Raw genomic sequence first — 15,794 nt, 5'->3', positions numbered from 1 at the left:
CTTTATTCAACGACCCGCAAGTCGCCCTGCAAGACCCTTAGCTCTACACGGCGATTCAAGTACTGGCCCTCTGGAGTGGCATTGTCGGCAATAGGCGATTCTTCGCCATACCCCCGTGCCTCCAAACGTTCGGGGGCAACGCCCCTGGCAACAAGGTACGACAGCACTGTTTCGGCGCGTTGCTGTGACAAGCGCAGATTGTGGTCCGCGCGACCGACCGAACTGGTATGCCCTGCAACCTCTACTTTTTGAACCCGGGTATTGTTAAGGGCATACACCGCCATATCCAGTGTAATCTCCGACCCAGCCAACAGTGTAGCGCTGTTGTTTTCAAAATGTACCCCTTCGAGGTTCAGTGTCATACCCTTCTCAAGGTGGCAGCCATGCTCGAAGACCACCACATTACGCGGCGTATCTGGACAGGCGTCACGACTATCGCAAACTCCGTCCCCGTCGCTATCTACGCAACTGCCAGCTCCCATCCGTGTTGTAGCCTCATACTCCGGCCGCACAGCAAGCTCATTCTCGCCACCAGTATTACTCCCACTGTTAAAGCCGGAGCCAGCGTCCATACCACCGAAGTCAGCCGGGGATTGGTCGTTGACTGGCAGAGAAGCACTTTGATCTGCGCTGCCGCCGGCAACACTACCTGAAGTCTGTGGTTCAGACGAACCGCTTCCCTCGGAAACTGTGTCACCGTCGCCGCCCCCACCGATTGGCGAATCGGCATTTCCGTCCGCACCATCGCTCACTGCGCCAGACCCACTATCAGAGACTACTGGAGTATCACCTTCGATCAGGGCTGGCGTAGCGTCGTCGCTCGGGTTGTCGTCTCCCACAGTGCCGCCATCCAGATTCTCTTCCTCACCGGAACCATCACCACTGTCCGTTGGAGACAGCACATTGGTGATATTTTCGACAACCGCGTCCACAGCCTCCAGCAGATCGGCAACCGCGTCAGTGATCGCATCCACAATACTATCAACGGCATCCTGGAACGTTCCCCCTTCGGCTAGTTGATCGGGACTTTCCAATGGATCAGTAACGATGGCCAGTGCATCATCCCCTGCACCGGGGTTCTCGCTACCCCCGCCGGAGCTATTGCCATTTCCTGAGCCATCTCCACTATCATTACCGTTGCCGCCCAGCAGATCATTGACAAGACCATTGCCATCGGTGGGGTTTTCGTCGAGGTTGCTCAGCGCATCACCGACACTGCCCGCACCGAGATCGCCCAGTACCTCATCTACTGGTGTAATCACCGGTTCCAAGGCGTCCAATACTGGTTCGGTTACTGGCGAAACAACATCCAGCACTGGTGCAATCAACTGGTCGTCAACCACGTCAGTCACCGGATCCAGTGTGGTATCAACAATTTCGATAACCGGACTAAGCACGTCCGTGATCTGATCCAGGGGGCTAGCGTTATCACCACCGCCCTCACCGGAACCACCAGAGCCATTACCAGCATCGCCATCGTTACCGCCCAGCAGGTCATTAACCAGACCATTGCCGTCGGTGGGATTTTCGTCGAGGTTGCTCAGCGCATCACCGACACTGCCAGCACCGAGATCGCCAAGCACCTCATCTACTGGTGTAATCACCGGTTCAAGAGCATCCAGCACGGGTTCTGTAACAGGTGAAACTACATCCAGCACTGGCGCAATCACCTGGTCATCAACCACATCCGTCACCGGATCCAACGTCGTATCGACAACTTCTATGACTGGAGCCAGCACATCGGTAACTGGGCCTAATGGGCTACCGTTGTCGCCACCGGTATCACCCGAGCCACCAGATCCATTACCAGCATCGCTGCCGTTGCCGCCCAGCAGGTCATTAACCAGACCATTGCCGTCGGTGGGATTTTCGTCGAGGTTGCTCAGCGCATCACCAACGCTGCCAGCACCGAGATCGCCCAGCACCTCATCTACTGGCGTAATCACCGGCTCCAAGGCGTCCAGCACCGGCTCCGTTACTGGTGACAAAACATCCAGCACCGGCGCAATTACCTGGTCATCAACCACATCCGTCACCGGATCCAGCGTGGTATCGACAACTTCGATGACTGGAGCAAGTCCGTCTGAGATCGGGCTTAAGGGATTGGCGTTATCACCGCCGGTTTCACCGGACCCATCGCCGCTGTTATTGTCATTTTCATTGCCACTGCCGTCGTCATTACCACCAAACAGGTCAGCCACCACATCCGTTACCGCGTCAAGTGCGGCATCAACAACTTCGATAACCGGACCAAGCACGTCCGTGATCTGATCCAGGGGGCTAGCGTTATCACCACCGGTATCACCGGAACCACCAGAGCCATTACCAGCATCGCTGCCGTTGCCACCCAACAAGTCATTGATCAGACCGTTGCCGTCGGTGGGGTTTTCGTCGAGGTTGCTCAGCGCATCACCGACACTGCCAGCACCGAGATCGCCAAGCACGTTATCTACTGGTGTAATCACCGGTTCAAGAGCGTCCAATACTGGTTCAGTTACGGGCGAAACAACATCCAGCACTGGAGCGATTACCTGGTCGTCAACCACATCCGTCACCGGATCCAGTGTGGTATCGACAACTTCGATGACTGGAGCAAGTCCATCAGTAATCGGGCCTAATGGGCTACCGTTGTCGCCACCGGTATCACCCGAGCCACCGGAGCTATTACCAGTATCACTGCCGCTTCCGCCCAGCAGGTCATTAACCAGACCATTGCCATCGGTGGGGTTTTCGTCGAGGTTGCTCAGCGCATCACCAACGCTGCCAGCACCGAGATCACCCAGTACCTCATCTACTGGCGTAATCACCGGTTCCAAGGCGTCCAATACTGGTTCGGTTACTGGCGAAACAACATCCAGCACCGGCGCAACTACCTGGTCATCAACCACATCCGTCACAGGATCAAGCGTCGTATCTACAGCCTCAATCACTGGCGTCAGGACATCTGTAATCGGGCTTAAGGGGCTCGCGTTATCACCGCCTGTTTCACCAGACCCATCACCGCTGCTATTGCCAGTTCCATTTCCGCTGCCGTCGTCATTACCACCAAACAGGTCAGCCACCACATCCGTTACCGCGTCAAGTGCGGCATCAACAACTTCGATAACCGGACCAAGCACGTCCGTGATCTGATCCAGGGGGCTAGCGTTATCACCTCCGCCCTCACCGGAACCACCAGAGCCATTACCAGCATCGCCATCGTTACCGCCCAGCAGGTCATTAACCAGACCATTGCCGTCGGTGGGATTTTCGTCGAGGTTGCTCAGCGCATCACCGACACTGCCAGCACCGAGATCACCAAGCACTTCATCTACTGGCGTAATCACCGGTTCCAAGGCGTCCAGCACAGGCTCTGTAACAGGTGACAACACATCCAGTACTGGAGCAATTACCTGGTCGTCGACCACATCAGTCACAGGGTCAAGCGTCGTATCGACAACTTCGATGACTGGAGCAAGTCCGTCTGAGATCGGGCTTAAGGGATTGGCGTTATCACCGCCGGTTTCACCGGACCCATCGCCGCTGTTATTTTCATTGCCACTACCGTCGTCATTACCACCAAACAGGTCAGCCACCACATCCGTTACCGCGTCAAGTGCGGCATCAACAACTTCGATAACCGGACCAAGCACGTCCGTGATCTGATCCAGGGGGCTAGCGTTATCACCACCGCCCTCACCGGAACCACCAGAGCCATTACCTGCATCGCTGTCGTGTCCACCCAACAAGTCATTGATCAGACCGTTGCCGTCGGTGGGATTTTCGTCGAGGTTGCTCAGGGCGTCACCGACACTGCCAGCACCGAGATCGCCAAGCACTTCATCTACTGGCGTAATCACCGGCTCCAGGGTATCCAGCACGGGCTCTGTTACTGGTGACAACACATCCAGCACCGGCGCAATCACCTGATCGTCAACCACGTCTGTCGCAGGATCCAACGTCGTATCGACAACTTCTATGACTGGAGCCAGCACATCGGTAACAGGGCCTATCGGGCTACCATTACCGCCACTGCCGTTTCCTGTGCCGTTGTCATTGCCAGGGCTGTTTCCAGAGTCGTTGCCACTACCATTACCGCCGAGCAGGTCATTGACCACGCCGTCGCCATTCGAGGTGTTATCGTCGTGATTACTGAGTGCATCTTCTACGCTGCCACCGGTCAGGTCTTCGACCAGCCCATCTACCGGGTCGGTGAGCGGCTCTGCCAGATCGAGTACCGGACTCACTACCGGGTCAGTCAAGCCCAGTATCGACGCTAATAAAAGATCATCCACCGGGTCAGTAACAGGGTCCAGAGCTTGATCTACGGCTGTCACCAATGGTGCCAAAGACTCGCCCACCGGCGCACTGATAAACTCCACTGGCGAGTGCTCACCCGCCTCGCTACCACTGGCGGTATTTTCATTCTCGCCACCCAGCAGATCGTTTATAACGCCATCACCGTTTTGCTCGTCGTCATCAACGTTGGTCAAGGCATCTTCAACACTACCAGCGGTCAAGTCAGCTGTAAGTCCATCAACCGGGTTGGTAAGCGGTTCTACAACGGCCAAAACCGGGTCAGAAACCACCGCAGTCAAACCCAGCAGCTCGGCGAGCAGCAGGTCGTCAACGGGATCGGTGATCGGATCCAGACCGCGATCAAGGTCGTCAATAACCGGCGCAAGAGTATCGCCCAGCGGTTCGCTAACGACCGCTATGGGAGATTGTTCGACGCCGTCTGCATCGTCCACAGATTGCTGAGGTGTGTCGCTGGCATCTGTGTCGCTGGCATCTGTGCCGTTGCCTCCGAGCAAGTCGTTAATCAGGCCATCGCCATCTGCCATATCGTCATCACTATTGGTCAGCGCATCCTCTACACTGCCCCCGGTCAAGTCGTTTGTCAGACCATCAACCGGGCTGGTAACCGGTTCGGCGCCCGCCAATACAGGCTCAGTCACCGGCGCCACGGCGTCCAATACCGGCGCCAACAATGCGTCGTCTATCAGATCGGTAACGGGGTCTGCAGTAGCATCCACTGCGGAGACTAACGGCGATATCGCCTCTCCGACAGGCTCGCTGACAAACGCTATTGGCGAATGTTCATTGCCTTGTTCCGTATCATCGGGCGCAGTGTCTGTGCCATTTCCGTCACGATCCTCTACTTGTCGACCGAGCAGATCATTGATAACACCATCACCGTCCTCGGTGTTGTCGTCGTCATTGCTCAGTGCATCCTCAATACTGCCGCCGGTCAAATCGGCGGTCACACCATCTATTGGACTGGTAACCGGTTCAAGCACTGCCAGAGCCGGGTCGCTCACCACGCTGGTCAGGCCGAGAATTTCCGCCAACAACAGGTCATCTACCGGGTCGGTTACTGGATCAAGCCCTTCGTTAAGATCGGCGACAACAGGCGCAAGGGTTTGCCCAAGCGGCCCGGTAACAGGCGACAGCGGCGAGACTTCAACCTGATCTTCTCCCCGGTCAGGCCGACGGCCATTGTTACCGTTACGGCCATTGTCATTGCGCTTGCCGCCGATCAAGTCATTGACAACCCCGTCACCGTCTTCAGTATCGTCATCTGCATTGGTTAATGCGTCTTCGACGCTGCCACCGGTGAGGTCTTGGGTAAGCCCGTCAACCGGGTTGGTCAGCGGTTGCGCAACGGCGAGCAACGGATCGCTTACCGGCGCGGCGAGTCCGAGTATTTGCGCCAGTACCAGGTCATCAACCGGATCGGTCACGGGGTCCAGCGCACTATCCAGGCCATCAACCAACGGTGCAATGCCGTCGCCGATTGGCTGACTTACCGAGTGTATCGGGGAGTAATCGTCACCGTCGCCTTCGTTTCCGGGACGTTTGTCCTGCTTCTCGGGCTTTTTACCGTTATTACCGTTGCGACCATTGTCATTTAGTTTGCCACCGAGCAAGTCGTTGACCACGCCGTTGCCATCTTCGGTGTCATCATCGCTATTGGTTAAGGCATCTTCCACGCTGCCGCCTGTAAGGTCGGCGACCAGTCCGTCAACCGGGTCTGTTACCGGTTCGATGACCTCAAGCACAGGTTCCGTCACGGGCGCTGCCGTTTCCAGCACCGGCTCCAACAAGTTGTCATCAATTGGGTCGGTGAGCGGATCAAGTCCGCGGTCCAAATCCGAGACTATTGGCTCGAGGGACGCGCCCAGTGGCCGACTGACAACCCCGATTGGGGATACTTCAACGCCATCATCACCCTTGCCGCGCTTCTTGTTTTTGTCCTTGTCGTTATTGCGCCGGCCATTGTTACTGCGGTCGCCCTGCTCAGGTTTTTTGCCGTTATTGCCGTTTCTACCATTGTCGTTGAGCTTTCCACCCAACAGGTCATTAACCAGACCATTCCCGTCGCCAGTATTGTCATCGCTATTGGTAAGTGCGTCTTCGAGGCTTCCTCCGGTAAGGTCTGCTACCACGCCATCAACAGGATCAGTAAGGGGTTCTGCCGCGGCCAGTACCGGCTCAGTCAGCGGCGCCACTAGATCCAGCACCGGTGCGACGAGCTGGTCATCAACAGGGTCGGTCAGTGGATCCAACTGGGTATCAACCGCGTCTACCAATGGCGCAATGCCGTTCCCGAGAGGTTTCGTTATCGGCTTCAGCGGCGAGTGCTCTCCTGACTCCTTGCCACTGTTGCGGTTTTCATTTTTGCCGCCCAGTGCGTCATTCACCACGCCATTCCCGTCCCGCTTATTGCGGTCGGTATTACGCGGGCTGTCACTGATTCGGCCTCCGGTGAGATCGGCAGTCACACCATCGACCGGATCCAGCAGCGGCTGAGCAAGGTCAAGCAAGGGATCAGAAATTGGCGCAACAAGCTCAAGCAATGGTTCCAGCGCGACATCGTCTACCGGGTCGGTAAGCGGATCCAGCCCCAGATCAATGCTATCTACCCAGGGTTCCAGAACTTCCCCGAGCGGGGCGGTCAGAGGCGCCAGGGGCGACGTACCTGCAGACCCGTTGCCCAGAGGCAGCAAGTCGCCATCCGCCGGAAGGCTATCCAGGTCGATTGACAGGTTAAGTTGTTCGGGCATCAGACCCAGTTCAAGCGGTGACGACAATTGCACGGTCACGTCTTCCCCGGGCAATATCGGCACGACGCCCAAGGCCCCGCCACCCAGGTTCAAGTTAACACTGATCGGCTCTGAACCAACTCCCCCACTCACCATCAGAGAAAGCGAGATAACCACTGTGGTGACTCGCTCTCGAACAACCTTTTTCCGTTCCATACCAAGCACTTTCCTAGATCCCACCGCAAACGCTAACGCTTCCGAAAGCCCTGGCCGCGGAAGCGCTAAGTTAATGACCTATAATGACCTTAATACACAGTTTAATAGATACGGGAAAACACGCACTGCGGTAGTGCAGAAGGGGTATTGACGAGCGGATTTAAGTCGATTCAGGATAAACACGCTATCTAATTGGCCGAAAGCCCCACAGCAAGCGGCGAGTTCGCTGAAGATAATTACGGAATGTCGCAAAGAAGGCGGTCGTATATTCGCGGTGTTGAGTTAAAACACGCTGTCTAAGCACTTTATCACGTTAATAATTCGAAATATTTTTTACAAATTTGCGAAGGTTTTCTCAAAGTGATACCAAGAAAAACGGCTAAAAACCGCTGCTAAAGCAGCTCTGCTAAACCGATACCGACCAAATTCGCGATTGCATAGCCCAAAACACCACACAACAAGGCTGGCGTTATCAACGAACGCCACCCTTTGGCAACAGCCATCGCGGCGGCTGTCGGCGCACTGAGAATGCAGGCGTTAGAGGCCACCAGTAGCTCCGGCCCCGAGAGTTTTAGCAATCGGCCGAATATTGATAACACCAATAAATGTACGCTCAGCAGTATCGCAGTAAAGGCCATAATATGGGCCCCTGCGGTGTACGCCAGAACAAAGTTGATCTGCACGCCGACCACAGCAAAAAAGCAGTAAATTAAAATCTGCCCCAGTTCATAATGCCCGTTCAGGTGGTGCAGCTGCCGAGGGAACAGGCTGGCAACGCCGACACTCAACAGGGTAATCGCCAAATACTTCAGCGGCGGATAATTGAGCCACTCCGCCAACGCGCCACTCACAACGCAAATCACCCCGCTCAGCGCCAATGCCGCACAGAGACTTTGCGCACTGATTTGAGCCTGTTCAGGATGAGCTTGGACCGGTGTAGCAACCGCAACCGGCACGCTGCCACTGCACTCTTCGCCTCTGTTACTGAACAAGCGCCACGCGCGGGGCATCTCCGGCAAGGCCAGCAACAGCGCCAAAAATGGCACCGCTACTGCGAATACCGCTGCTACGGCAACGCCCATCATCGGATCAGTCGCCTTATCCATCGCCACAGCTACAGCCCCGGCATTAACACTACCACCGATAAACCCAGCGGTTAGTATCCCCGCCCAAACCCCCTCCTGACTACCCAATTCCACCCAGGGCAAGGCGATAAGACAACCGAGCAGGGTCGCACCCGCGGCACCAAGAAAGGCGATCAACACCCTCCCCGACTCTCGCCAGATTTTGCGCATATCCGCTTGAAACAACAGCATTGGTAACGCCAGCGGCACAAAATCCATTGCCACCAGGCCATATACCGGCGCACTGCGGGGCAACACCCCCAGCGAACTCAGCAATGCCGGCAACAGAATAATCAGCAAGACTGCAAACTGTCCCACCCGTGGACGACGCTCCAGCCACAGACCAAAGGCCACCAGTGAAAAAATCAGTACAAGCAGCGTAAAGCTCGCCGTGGGCGCTATGAAGGAGTCAGTCATGGAAAGTCACTATTATTGAGTTATTTACGCTAAGATCACAGATTCTGACAATTATTTCAACAAGCGATGAATAAATCCGGCACGCCTTTATTGTTATCAGTGAACACATAGAGCTATAGTGCGAGACGGAATTTAAACCCTACTCGATGGAGCCACGCCATGAGCGCCTTTCAACAACTCATCAGCAGTGTCATTGCCCAAACGGACACCAGCTACCACGCCCGCATAGATTCCAGCTGGCTACAGGGTAGAACCGCCTTTGGCGGCGTGAGTACCGCCTTGGTTGTTGCCGCAATGCGCCAGCAAGTGGCCGATGAACGGGCGCTGCGCGCGCTGTCAGTCAGCTTTGTCGGACCCTCGCCGGAGGGCGAGCACAACATTGCTTTGCGCCAGCTCCGCAGCGGCGGGTCAGTGACCCATATGCAGGGTGAGCTGGTGTGCAACGGCGAAGTGGCGACCAGCGTCAGCGCCGCATTTGGCAAAGCACGGACCTCCCGCATTGCGGTAAAGGGGCCGTCCTTACAGCCCGCACAGGGTGCCGACAAAGGGATGCGAATGCCGTTTATTGAAGGGGTGACACCGGCCTTCACCCAGCACTTTGATATGCAGTTGGTCGCTGGAGGCCTACCCTTTTCTGGCGCGGAGTCCGGTGACTTTGCCATGTGGCTTCGCTTTAAAGAACCCACACCCATCGATGAATGTGGCTTGATCGCCCTGGCAGACGCACCACCAATGCCCGGTCTCAACATGATTAAGCCACCCGGGGTCGGCAGCTCTTTAAGCTGGTATCTGGAATTTCCACTCACCGTGGATGATATGGGCGACGTTGACCCCGCAGGCTGGTGGTATCTGGACTACCGCTGTCAGGCCGCCAGCGACGGTTACTACAACAACTACGCCACCGTATGGACGCCGGATGGCCGACCCGCTCTATTCAGTCGTCAGGTAGCGACGGTGTTTGAAAAATAAGGTGTATGAGGGCTTATCCGCTCTCCGCACTCCACCCTGGCCCGACTTCGTTAGAATTGCTCCGGCACAGGAATAGCTGCACTCGCATGATCGGCAATCAACTGCGCGATCATGCCGTGTAATGCCTCGGGAAAGTTATGCCCCATACCCGCAATTACCTCCAACTTCGCACCGGGAATATGCTTAGCTGTGGCCCGTCCGCGGGAGAGCGGCATCATCACATCGCTGTCGCCGTGTATCACCAGTGTTGGCACAGCAATGCTACGTAGCAATTTACGTCGGTCGCCGGTCGCGATAACTGCCGCCAATTGTCGGCTGTAACCTGCCGGGTAATCGCTGCGGGCCATACTTGCCTCGACCTTGCGCCGAATTTCGGCCTCACTTTGTGGCCAGCCAGGGCTGCCGATCAGTTGCCAGGTTTTAATTGAGTGCGCGATGCGTGCCTCATGGCTACTCCCTGGCCGTTGCAACAGGTGGCGCGTCACATGGGGACGGGTGCCCCACCAACTGGGGCCAGACATAATTGAAGTGAGACTCGCGACCCGCTCGGGATGACGGGCGCTGAGGATCTGGGCGATCATCCCCCCCATTGACGCACCCACTACGTGTACCTTTTGAATACCCAACTGATCCAGCAGTCCCAGGGTGTCGTTGGCCATATCAAACAAGGTGTAGGGCACGCCTCTGCCAAACGGCGCCTTGCCGGGCCGGCACTTCGCCAACACCTGGGTCACCGGGCTGGGCGCCTTCTGCCCGTCCATTTTTTGCGACAGGCCGATATCGCGATTATCAAAACGAATAGCTCTAAACCCATGACCACACAACTGTGCGCAAAAATTTTCCGGCCAACCGGTCATTTGCGTACCAAGACCCATAATCAGGAGTAAGGCCGGATCCTCGGGCCTACCCCAGGATTCGTAAAACAGCTCAATGCCATTGGCCACCACCGTGCCACTTTGGCGTGAAGATTCCTTACCGGTTTCAGTCGTTGAATCGCTGGATGGTGTCGCGCACTGCTCCGTGGTGAGATCTGTCATCGATACGGCTGTCCATTAATGGGAAGTATTTTGAATCTCCGCTGCACTGTGGTCTTTGAAATACAGTCTAAAGGGAAGATCCTTGTACTGACCCACATAAATATACAGGCCGTGGCGGTCATGGTGATAGTCTTTAACGAACTCAAAGCGGGCTGCGGGCAGGGGTTTTTGATCACGAATTCGCGGCGCGGTGACGCGGACTTCCTCAATTTCAGTAAGGCGGGCGCTGCGGGGCAGCGACACCAGCACACGGTAGTCACCCGCTTCGGTCGCTTCAATGGACTCAACCCGAGCGCCGGATTCGCTGTCGACGTAGCCGGCTTCCGAGCGAATCACGCCACTTTGCCAGGAACGGCGCTGAGCGCCATCCTCTGCAGCAACACATAGCGAGAATGACGACATTGCAAGGGCAACAGCGGATGCGTTGGCGACCAGGCGGTTCATAGCGATATCCTCGAAGGGGCCTCACCATAAACGTAGCACACCTGCGCCAGACTGCCCTTCGGATTAGCAATTCACGCGCAAAAGCCCTCTCCCGCGGCGATTTTCTCGCCCAAAGCGGCTAAATGGCGGGCGGAGCCGCCGAGGAAAAGCTCGTTATGACGCAACCAGGTGCAATAGCGCCACAGTGGGTAATCCCTATCGATACCTGCGCCCCCATGGAGATGCTGGGCCGCGTAGCTCACCCGGTGGCCAACGTCTCCCGCCCAGATTTTCGCTATCGCCACTTCCAGCGACGCTCCCTTGCCCGCGTCGAGCAGGCTGATTGCTTGATAGCAATTTAACCGCAGGCATTCAACGTCGATAAAGCAGTTCGCCGCGCGGTGCCCCACCGCCTGAAAGGTGGCGATTGGCACCCCGAACTGCTTGCGCTCAGCGGTATACGACGCGGTCATCCTCATCGCCTTATCCGCCGCCCCTAATTGGTGGGCGCACGTGGCCACGGTGGTCAACTCGCTACTGTAGCGCAGCAACTCAATAGCGTCGGCTCCCCGGGCCACAATATCTGTGGGCGGAATAAGCACGGCATCCAGCACCACGCGATACTGGGGCTCGTAATGGGTCACCTGTATCGCGTGCAAGCTTACACCTGAGGCCCTGGGATCGAGCAACACAACGACGTTTTCACCCTCACAATCTGCTGCGAGCAGAATGCGGTCTGACTGTTGGGCAAAGGGAACACCGTGCTTTTCGCCGTTCAGCAGGAGGTTTTCCCCGTCTATCGACGCCTTGCAACGGGTTGGCGACAATGGGTTTTCATTGCCGGGTTCGGTCAGTGCAGCACTTAGCAGCACCTCACCTCTTACTGCCTGGGGCAGCCATGCTTGCTTTAACCCGGGGCTACCAAATTTACTCAGCGGCAGCATTGCCGACACCATATGACTGATAACCGGCAACGGTGCAATCGTGCGACCGGCCTCCTCCACCAACAGGGCCGCTTCAAAAAAGCCAAAACCCATGCCGCCATACTGTTCGTCAACCGCCACCCCCAGCAGACCCGCCTCGGCGAGCTGGGCCCATAATTCACGGTCAAAGCGGGGTTGCTGATAGTGATCGTAGCGCGCCAGTTTTTCCGCCGTGACCTGCTCACCCAGAATACTGGCGGCGAGTTCCCGCACATCGCGCTGTTGTTCCGAAAGTCCAAAATCCATCGTCGTATTCTCTTGATGATATGTCGCGATTAACGTGAAGCCCGGGGCATCCACAATCCGGCGGCGGAGATAATGTCCCGCTGTATTTCATTGGTGCCGCCGCCAAAGGTGATTATCGATGCAGTGCGATAGAGACGCTCCAGCCGCGACGCGGTTGGCTCAGCCCCTTCGGAGTGACGATGAACCAATGAGGCTTGTCCAATGACTTCACCCAACAGTCGATACACCTCGATAAAAAATTCCGAGCCATAAACCTTGGCTGCCGAGGCATCTGCCATTTGCAATTGCCCTTCAGTCATCGCCCAGGCCTGCTTGTAGCACAGCAGTTTCAGCGCCTCGACACCGGCGCGCACCTTGGCCAGATTTATTTGCACCCAGGGCTGATCGATCACCCGCGCCCCCTCAGCCGACAGGGTGTTCTGGGCCCAGCGCACCGTCTGGTTAAACAGTTCAGCGGTGGGGCCAAAATTCACCAAACTCAGCCGCTCTCGATTCAGCTGGCTGGTAATCAATTTCCATCCGGCGTTCACCTCGCCGACCCGGGCGGTATCCGGCACGCGAATATTGTCGTAAAAGGTCGCGTTGGTGCGCACCCCGCCCAGAGTCACCACCGGCGTGCAGGACCAGCCGGGATCGCTGGTCGGCACAAGAAACATGCTAATGCCCTTGTGGGGTTTGGCTGCCTCGGGATCTGTACGGCAGGCCAGCCAGACATAGTCGGAAAAGTGAGCCAGACTCGTCCACATTTTCTGGCCGTTAATCACCCAGTCATCCCCATCGCGCACGGCGGTGGTTTTGAGTGAAGCAAGGTCGGTACCGGCACCAGGCTCGGAGTAGCCGATAGCAATCAAGCACTCTCCCGTGAGGATTTTGGGCACGATCTCCTGCTTCTGCCACGGGTTTCCATGTTCCGCCAACTGCGGGCCCACCGACTCGGTGGTCAGGAAGGGAAAGGGGTAACCCGCCCGCATAATCTCCTCAACGAAGATAAACTGCTCGATGGGGCTCATGCCGCGACCGCCCAGCTCTTTGGCCCAGCCCACCCCAATCCAGCCGTCGCGTCCCATTTTCCGCAATGCTTCCCGCCACAGGGGACCACCACCCTCACCCATGCTTTCATCGCATTCCGCCGCCAGTTCCGGCGTCATCAGGGCGGCAAAGTATTCCCGCAGTTCCCGCCGCAGGGCGTCCTGCCGGGGATTAAATTCCAGTTTCATTGCTGTCTCCACTGTTGCGCCGCCAATTGATTGCGACATCTGGCACAGGAATATCTTAGTCCTGCATCGACAACGAACAATTGCAAAAGCTGTCACCCCGCTGACAAATACACTCATCACCTCAACCGTTTGGGCGATAACACTTGCCACGGTGACTTGCCATGATGTGCACCATATCCAGCGACAGCACAGCGGAGATTCACCATGAGCGACAAGCCGGTAAGCGCGGCCATCGACGGCTGGTACAGCCTCGACCACGAACAGCCACACCTGATCGGCGCCCAGTGCACCGTCTGCGGCACCTACTATTTCCCGAAAACCATTAGCTACTGCCGCAATCCAGGCTGTGACAGCAGCAGCTTCAATGAACTGCCCTTGAGCCGTGAAGGAAAAATCTGGTCCTACACCAATGCCTGCTACCAACCCCCCGAGCCCTTTGTTGCCGACGACCCCTTTGTGCCCTACGCCATTGCTGCGGTGGAACTGGAGCGCGAAAAAATGATTGTGCTTGGGCAGGTTATCAAGGGTGTAGGGGTGGACGAACTAAAGGTAGGCCAGCCGGTAGAACTGGCATTGGAAGCTCTGCACGAAGACGACGACACGATCAAAGTTACCTGGAAATGGCGGCCACAGGCCTGAACGCGACTGATTTAGGAGAACACTATGAGTAACGACATCGCGATTCTGGGCGTTGGCATGCACCCCTGGGGAAAATGGGGCAAAAACTTTACCGAATATGGCGTACATGCAGCCCGTGCGGCACTTGCTGATGCCGGCATTCCCTGGCAGGACGTTGGCTTTGTCAGTGGCGCCGCGACCATGCGCTGCGGCTATCCCGGCTATGTCGCCGGCGCCACCTTCGCCCAGGCGCTGGGCTGGCAAGGTGCCCAGGTAAATACCTCCTACGCCGCCTGTGCCTCAGGCTCCCAGGCCCTCGCCGCCGCGCAGGCAAAGATTCTCTCCGGTGAGTGCGAAGTGGCCCTTGTGGTGGGTGCCGACACCACTCCCAAGGGTTTTCTCGCCCCCGCCAAGGGCTATCGTCCCGAGGATCCGGACTGGCTGCGCTTCTACCTGGGCATTACCAACCCGACCTACTTTGCCCTGTATGCTCGCCGCCGCATTGACCTCTACGGCGACAGCGAAGCAGACTTCGCAAGGGTAAAAATCAAAAACAGCGAGCACGGGTTTACCAACCCCAATGCCCGCTACAAAAAGAAATTCACCCTGGACGAAGTACTGAATTCAGCGATGGTGGCCGATCCTCTGCGCTTGTTACAGATATGTGCGACCTCCGACGGCGGCGCGGCGATGATCGTATCCAGCATGGATTACGCCAAACGGCTTGGAAAGACCAACCCGGTGAAAGTCGCTGCGGTATCCACCGTCACCCCGACCTTTGCCAGCGCTGTTGTCGAAATGCCGGATATCGCGACGGATTCCGCCGCAGCAGCGGGGGTTGAAGCCCATAGCTTTCGCGCGGCGTTGCCGGTCAAGGCTTATGAGCAAGCGGGCATCGGCCCAGAGGATGTCGACGTCGCAGAGGTCTATGACTTATCGTCGGCGCTGGAACTGGACTGGTACGAAGATTTGCAATTTTGTCCACGAGGTGAAGCCGCCAGTCTGGTGCGGGAAGGTGTTACCCGTCTGGGTGGTCGCCTGCCGGTGAACCCCTCCGGCGGTCTGGCCTGCTTTGGCGAGGCGGTTCCCGCTCAGGCTCTAGCCCAGGTTTGTGAACTCACCTGGCAGTTGCGCGGCGAAGCCGGCGACCGTCAAGTCAGCGGCGCTAAAGTGGGTATCACTGCCAACCAGGGCCTGTTTGGTCACGGTTCGTCGGTTATCGTCAAAAAATAGCCGCTACCCGCCAAAGTGGTGACGCTGTCGCGACATTGGTCTTGCGCATTGATTCGATCCCTGCGCAAATAGGATGTTTTCAGACCACCGCAGGGAGAATGACACTTTGGCTTTAATCACCATACTCGGCTTTCTGGCGCTCTCACTGATTGTGCTTATTCCGCTAATCGAGCGTTTTTCACCGCAGATGAGTGCGGAAAAGCAGCAATCGATAAGCCGATGGATACTCCCGCTGGTGGGCGTATCCATCGTCATCGCCCTGTTCAAGCACTGGATGGGTTAACTG

10 protein-coding genes are annotated in these 15,794 nt (G+C 56.8%); 4 read left to right on the top strand and 6 right to left on the bottom strand.

The features are described 5' to 3' along the window. Positions 1-2: 2 nt before the first annotated feature. Positions 3-7,241 carry an OmpA family protein gene (locus tag HCU74_RS09525; protein WP_168450206.1) on the bottom strand — a complete coding sequence of 2,413 codons (7,239 nt, stop codon included), beginning with the start codon at positions 7,239-7,241 and terminating at the stop codon, positions 3-5. Between the two features lie 392 nt (positions 7,242-7,633). Continuing rightward, positions 7,634-8,782: a DUF819 family protein gene (locus HCU74_RS09520; protein WP_168450205.1), complete on the bottom strand. Its 1,149-nt coding sequence runs from the start codon at positions 8,780-8,782 to the stop codon at positions 7,634-7,636. A 159-nt stretch (positions 8,783-8,941) separates the two neighbouring features. Between HCU74_RS09520 and HCU74_RS09515 the strand changes: the two genes are divergently transcribed. After that, a complete protein-coding gene (locus tag HCU74_RS09515) occupies positions 8,942-9,751 on the top strand; it encodes an acyl-CoA thioesterase (protein WP_168450204.1) in 810 nt (269 codons plus the stop codon). A 50-nt stretch (positions 9,752-9,801) separates the two neighbouring features. On the opposite strand, the gene HCU74_RS09510 is transcribed toward HCU74_RS09515, so the two are convergent. The 4 genes from HCU74_RS09510 to HCU74_RS09495 all read right to left on the bottom strand — a co-directional run bounded on the left by HCU74_RS09510 (position 9,802) and on the right by HCU74_RS09495 (position 13,657). Beyond that, positions 9,802-10,788 carry an alpha/beta fold hydrolase gene (locus tag HCU74_RS09510; RefSeq protein WP_168450203.1) on the bottom strand — a complete coding sequence of 329 codons (987 nt, stop codon included), beginning with the start codon at positions 10,786-10,788 and terminating at the stop codon, positions 9,802-9,804. 15 nt (positions 10,789-10,803) lie between these two features. Further along, on the bottom strand, positions 10,804-11,232 hold the full coding sequence (locus tag HCU74_RS09505; protein ID WP_168450202.1) for a hypothetical protein: 429 nt from the start codon (positions 11,230-11,232) through the stop codon (positions 10,804-10,806). A 71-nt stretch (positions 11,233-11,303) separates the two neighbouring features. Further along, the gene (locus tag HCU74_RS09500; RefSeq protein WP_168450201.1) at positions 11,304-12,440 is read right to left on the bottom strand and encodes an acyl-CoA dehydrogenase family protein; all 1,137 of its coding nucleotides are present in this window, start codon (positions 12,438-12,440) and stop codon (positions 11,304-11,306) included. Between the two features lie 29 nt (positions 12,441-12,469). Next, on the bottom strand, positions 12,470-13,657 hold the full coding sequence (locus HCU74_RS09495) for an acyl-CoA dehydrogenase family protein (RefSeq protein WP_168450200.1): 1,188 nt from the start codon (positions 13,655-13,657) through the stop codon (positions 12,470-12,472). A gap of 204 nt (positions 13,658-13,861) precedes the next feature. Here HCU74_RS09495 and HCU74_RS09490 point away from each other — a divergent pair, with 204 nt between their 5' ends. From HCU74_RS09490 to HCU74_RS09480, 3 genes are all read left to right on the top strand, one after another. Continuing rightward, positions 13,862-14,296, top strand: coding sequence for a Zn-ribbon domain-containing OB-fold protein (locus tag HCU74_RS09490; protein WP_168450199.1), 435 nt, complete (start codon positions 13,862-13,864; stop codon positions 14,294-14,296). Between the two features lie 24 nt (positions 14,297-14,320). Next, entirely contained in the window at positions 14,321-15,508 is a 1,188-nt protein-coding gene (locus HCU74_RS09485; RefSeq protein WP_168450198.1) for a lipid-transfer protein, read from the top strand. A 106-nt stretch (positions 15,509-15,614) separates the two neighbouring features. After that, positions 15,615-15,791 (top strand): hypothetical protein, encoded by a 177-nt coding sequence (locus HCU74_RS09480; RefSeq protein ID WP_168450197.1) that lies wholly within the window; start codon positions 15,615-15,617, stop codon positions 15,789-15,791. Positions 15,792-15,794: the final 3 nt, after the last annotated feature.

Source organism: Spongiibacter thalassae (assembly GCF_012272835.1).
GTDB classification, from domain to species: domain Bacteria; phylum Pseudomonadota; class Gammaproteobacteria; order Pseudomonadales; family Spongiibacteraceae; genus Spongiibacter; species Spongiibacter thalassae.
The sequence above is the reverse complement of the archived record's forward strand: the minus strand, read 5'-3'. Positions and strand labels throughout refer to the sequence as shown.

Bases quoted from the DNA above. Each gene is read 5' to 3' on its own strand.
- HCU74_RS09505 (WP_168450202.1), bottom strand. From the start codon at position 11,232: ATGAACCGCCTGGTCGCCAACGCATCCGCTGTTGCCCTTGCAATGTCG.
- HCU74_RS09520 (WP_168450205.1), bottom strand. From the start codon at position 8,782: ATGACTGACTCCTTCATAGCGCCCACGGCGAGCTTTACGCTGCTTGTA.
- HCU74_RS09485 (WP_168450198.1), top strand. From the start codon at position 14,321: ATGAGTAACGACATCGCGATTCTGGGCGTTGGCATGCACCCCTGGGGA.
- HCU74_RS09510 (WP_168450203.1), bottom strand. From the start codon at position 10,788: ATGACAGATCTCACCACGGAGCAGTGCGCGACACCATCCAGCGATTCA.
- HCU74_RS09495 (WP_168450200.1), bottom strand. From the start codon at position 13,657: ATGAAACTGGAATTTAATCCCCGGCAGGACGCCCTGCGGCGGGAACTG.
- HCU74_RS09515 (WP_168450204.1), top strand. From the start codon at position 8,942: ATGAGCGCCTTTCAACAACTCATCAGCAGTGTCATTGCCCAAACGGAC.
- HCU74_RS09500 (WP_168450201.1), bottom strand. From the start codon at position 12,440: ATGGATTTTGGACTTTCGGAACAACAGCGCGATGTGCGGGAACTCGCC.
- HCU74_RS09490 (WP_168450199.1), top strand. From the start codon at position 13,862: ATGAGCGACAAGCCGGTAAGCGCGGCCATCGACGGCTGGTACAGCCTC.
- HCU74_RS09525 (WP_168450206.1), bottom strand. From the start codon at position 7,241: ATGGAACGGAAAAAGGTTGTTCGAGAGCGAGTCACCACAGTGGTTATC.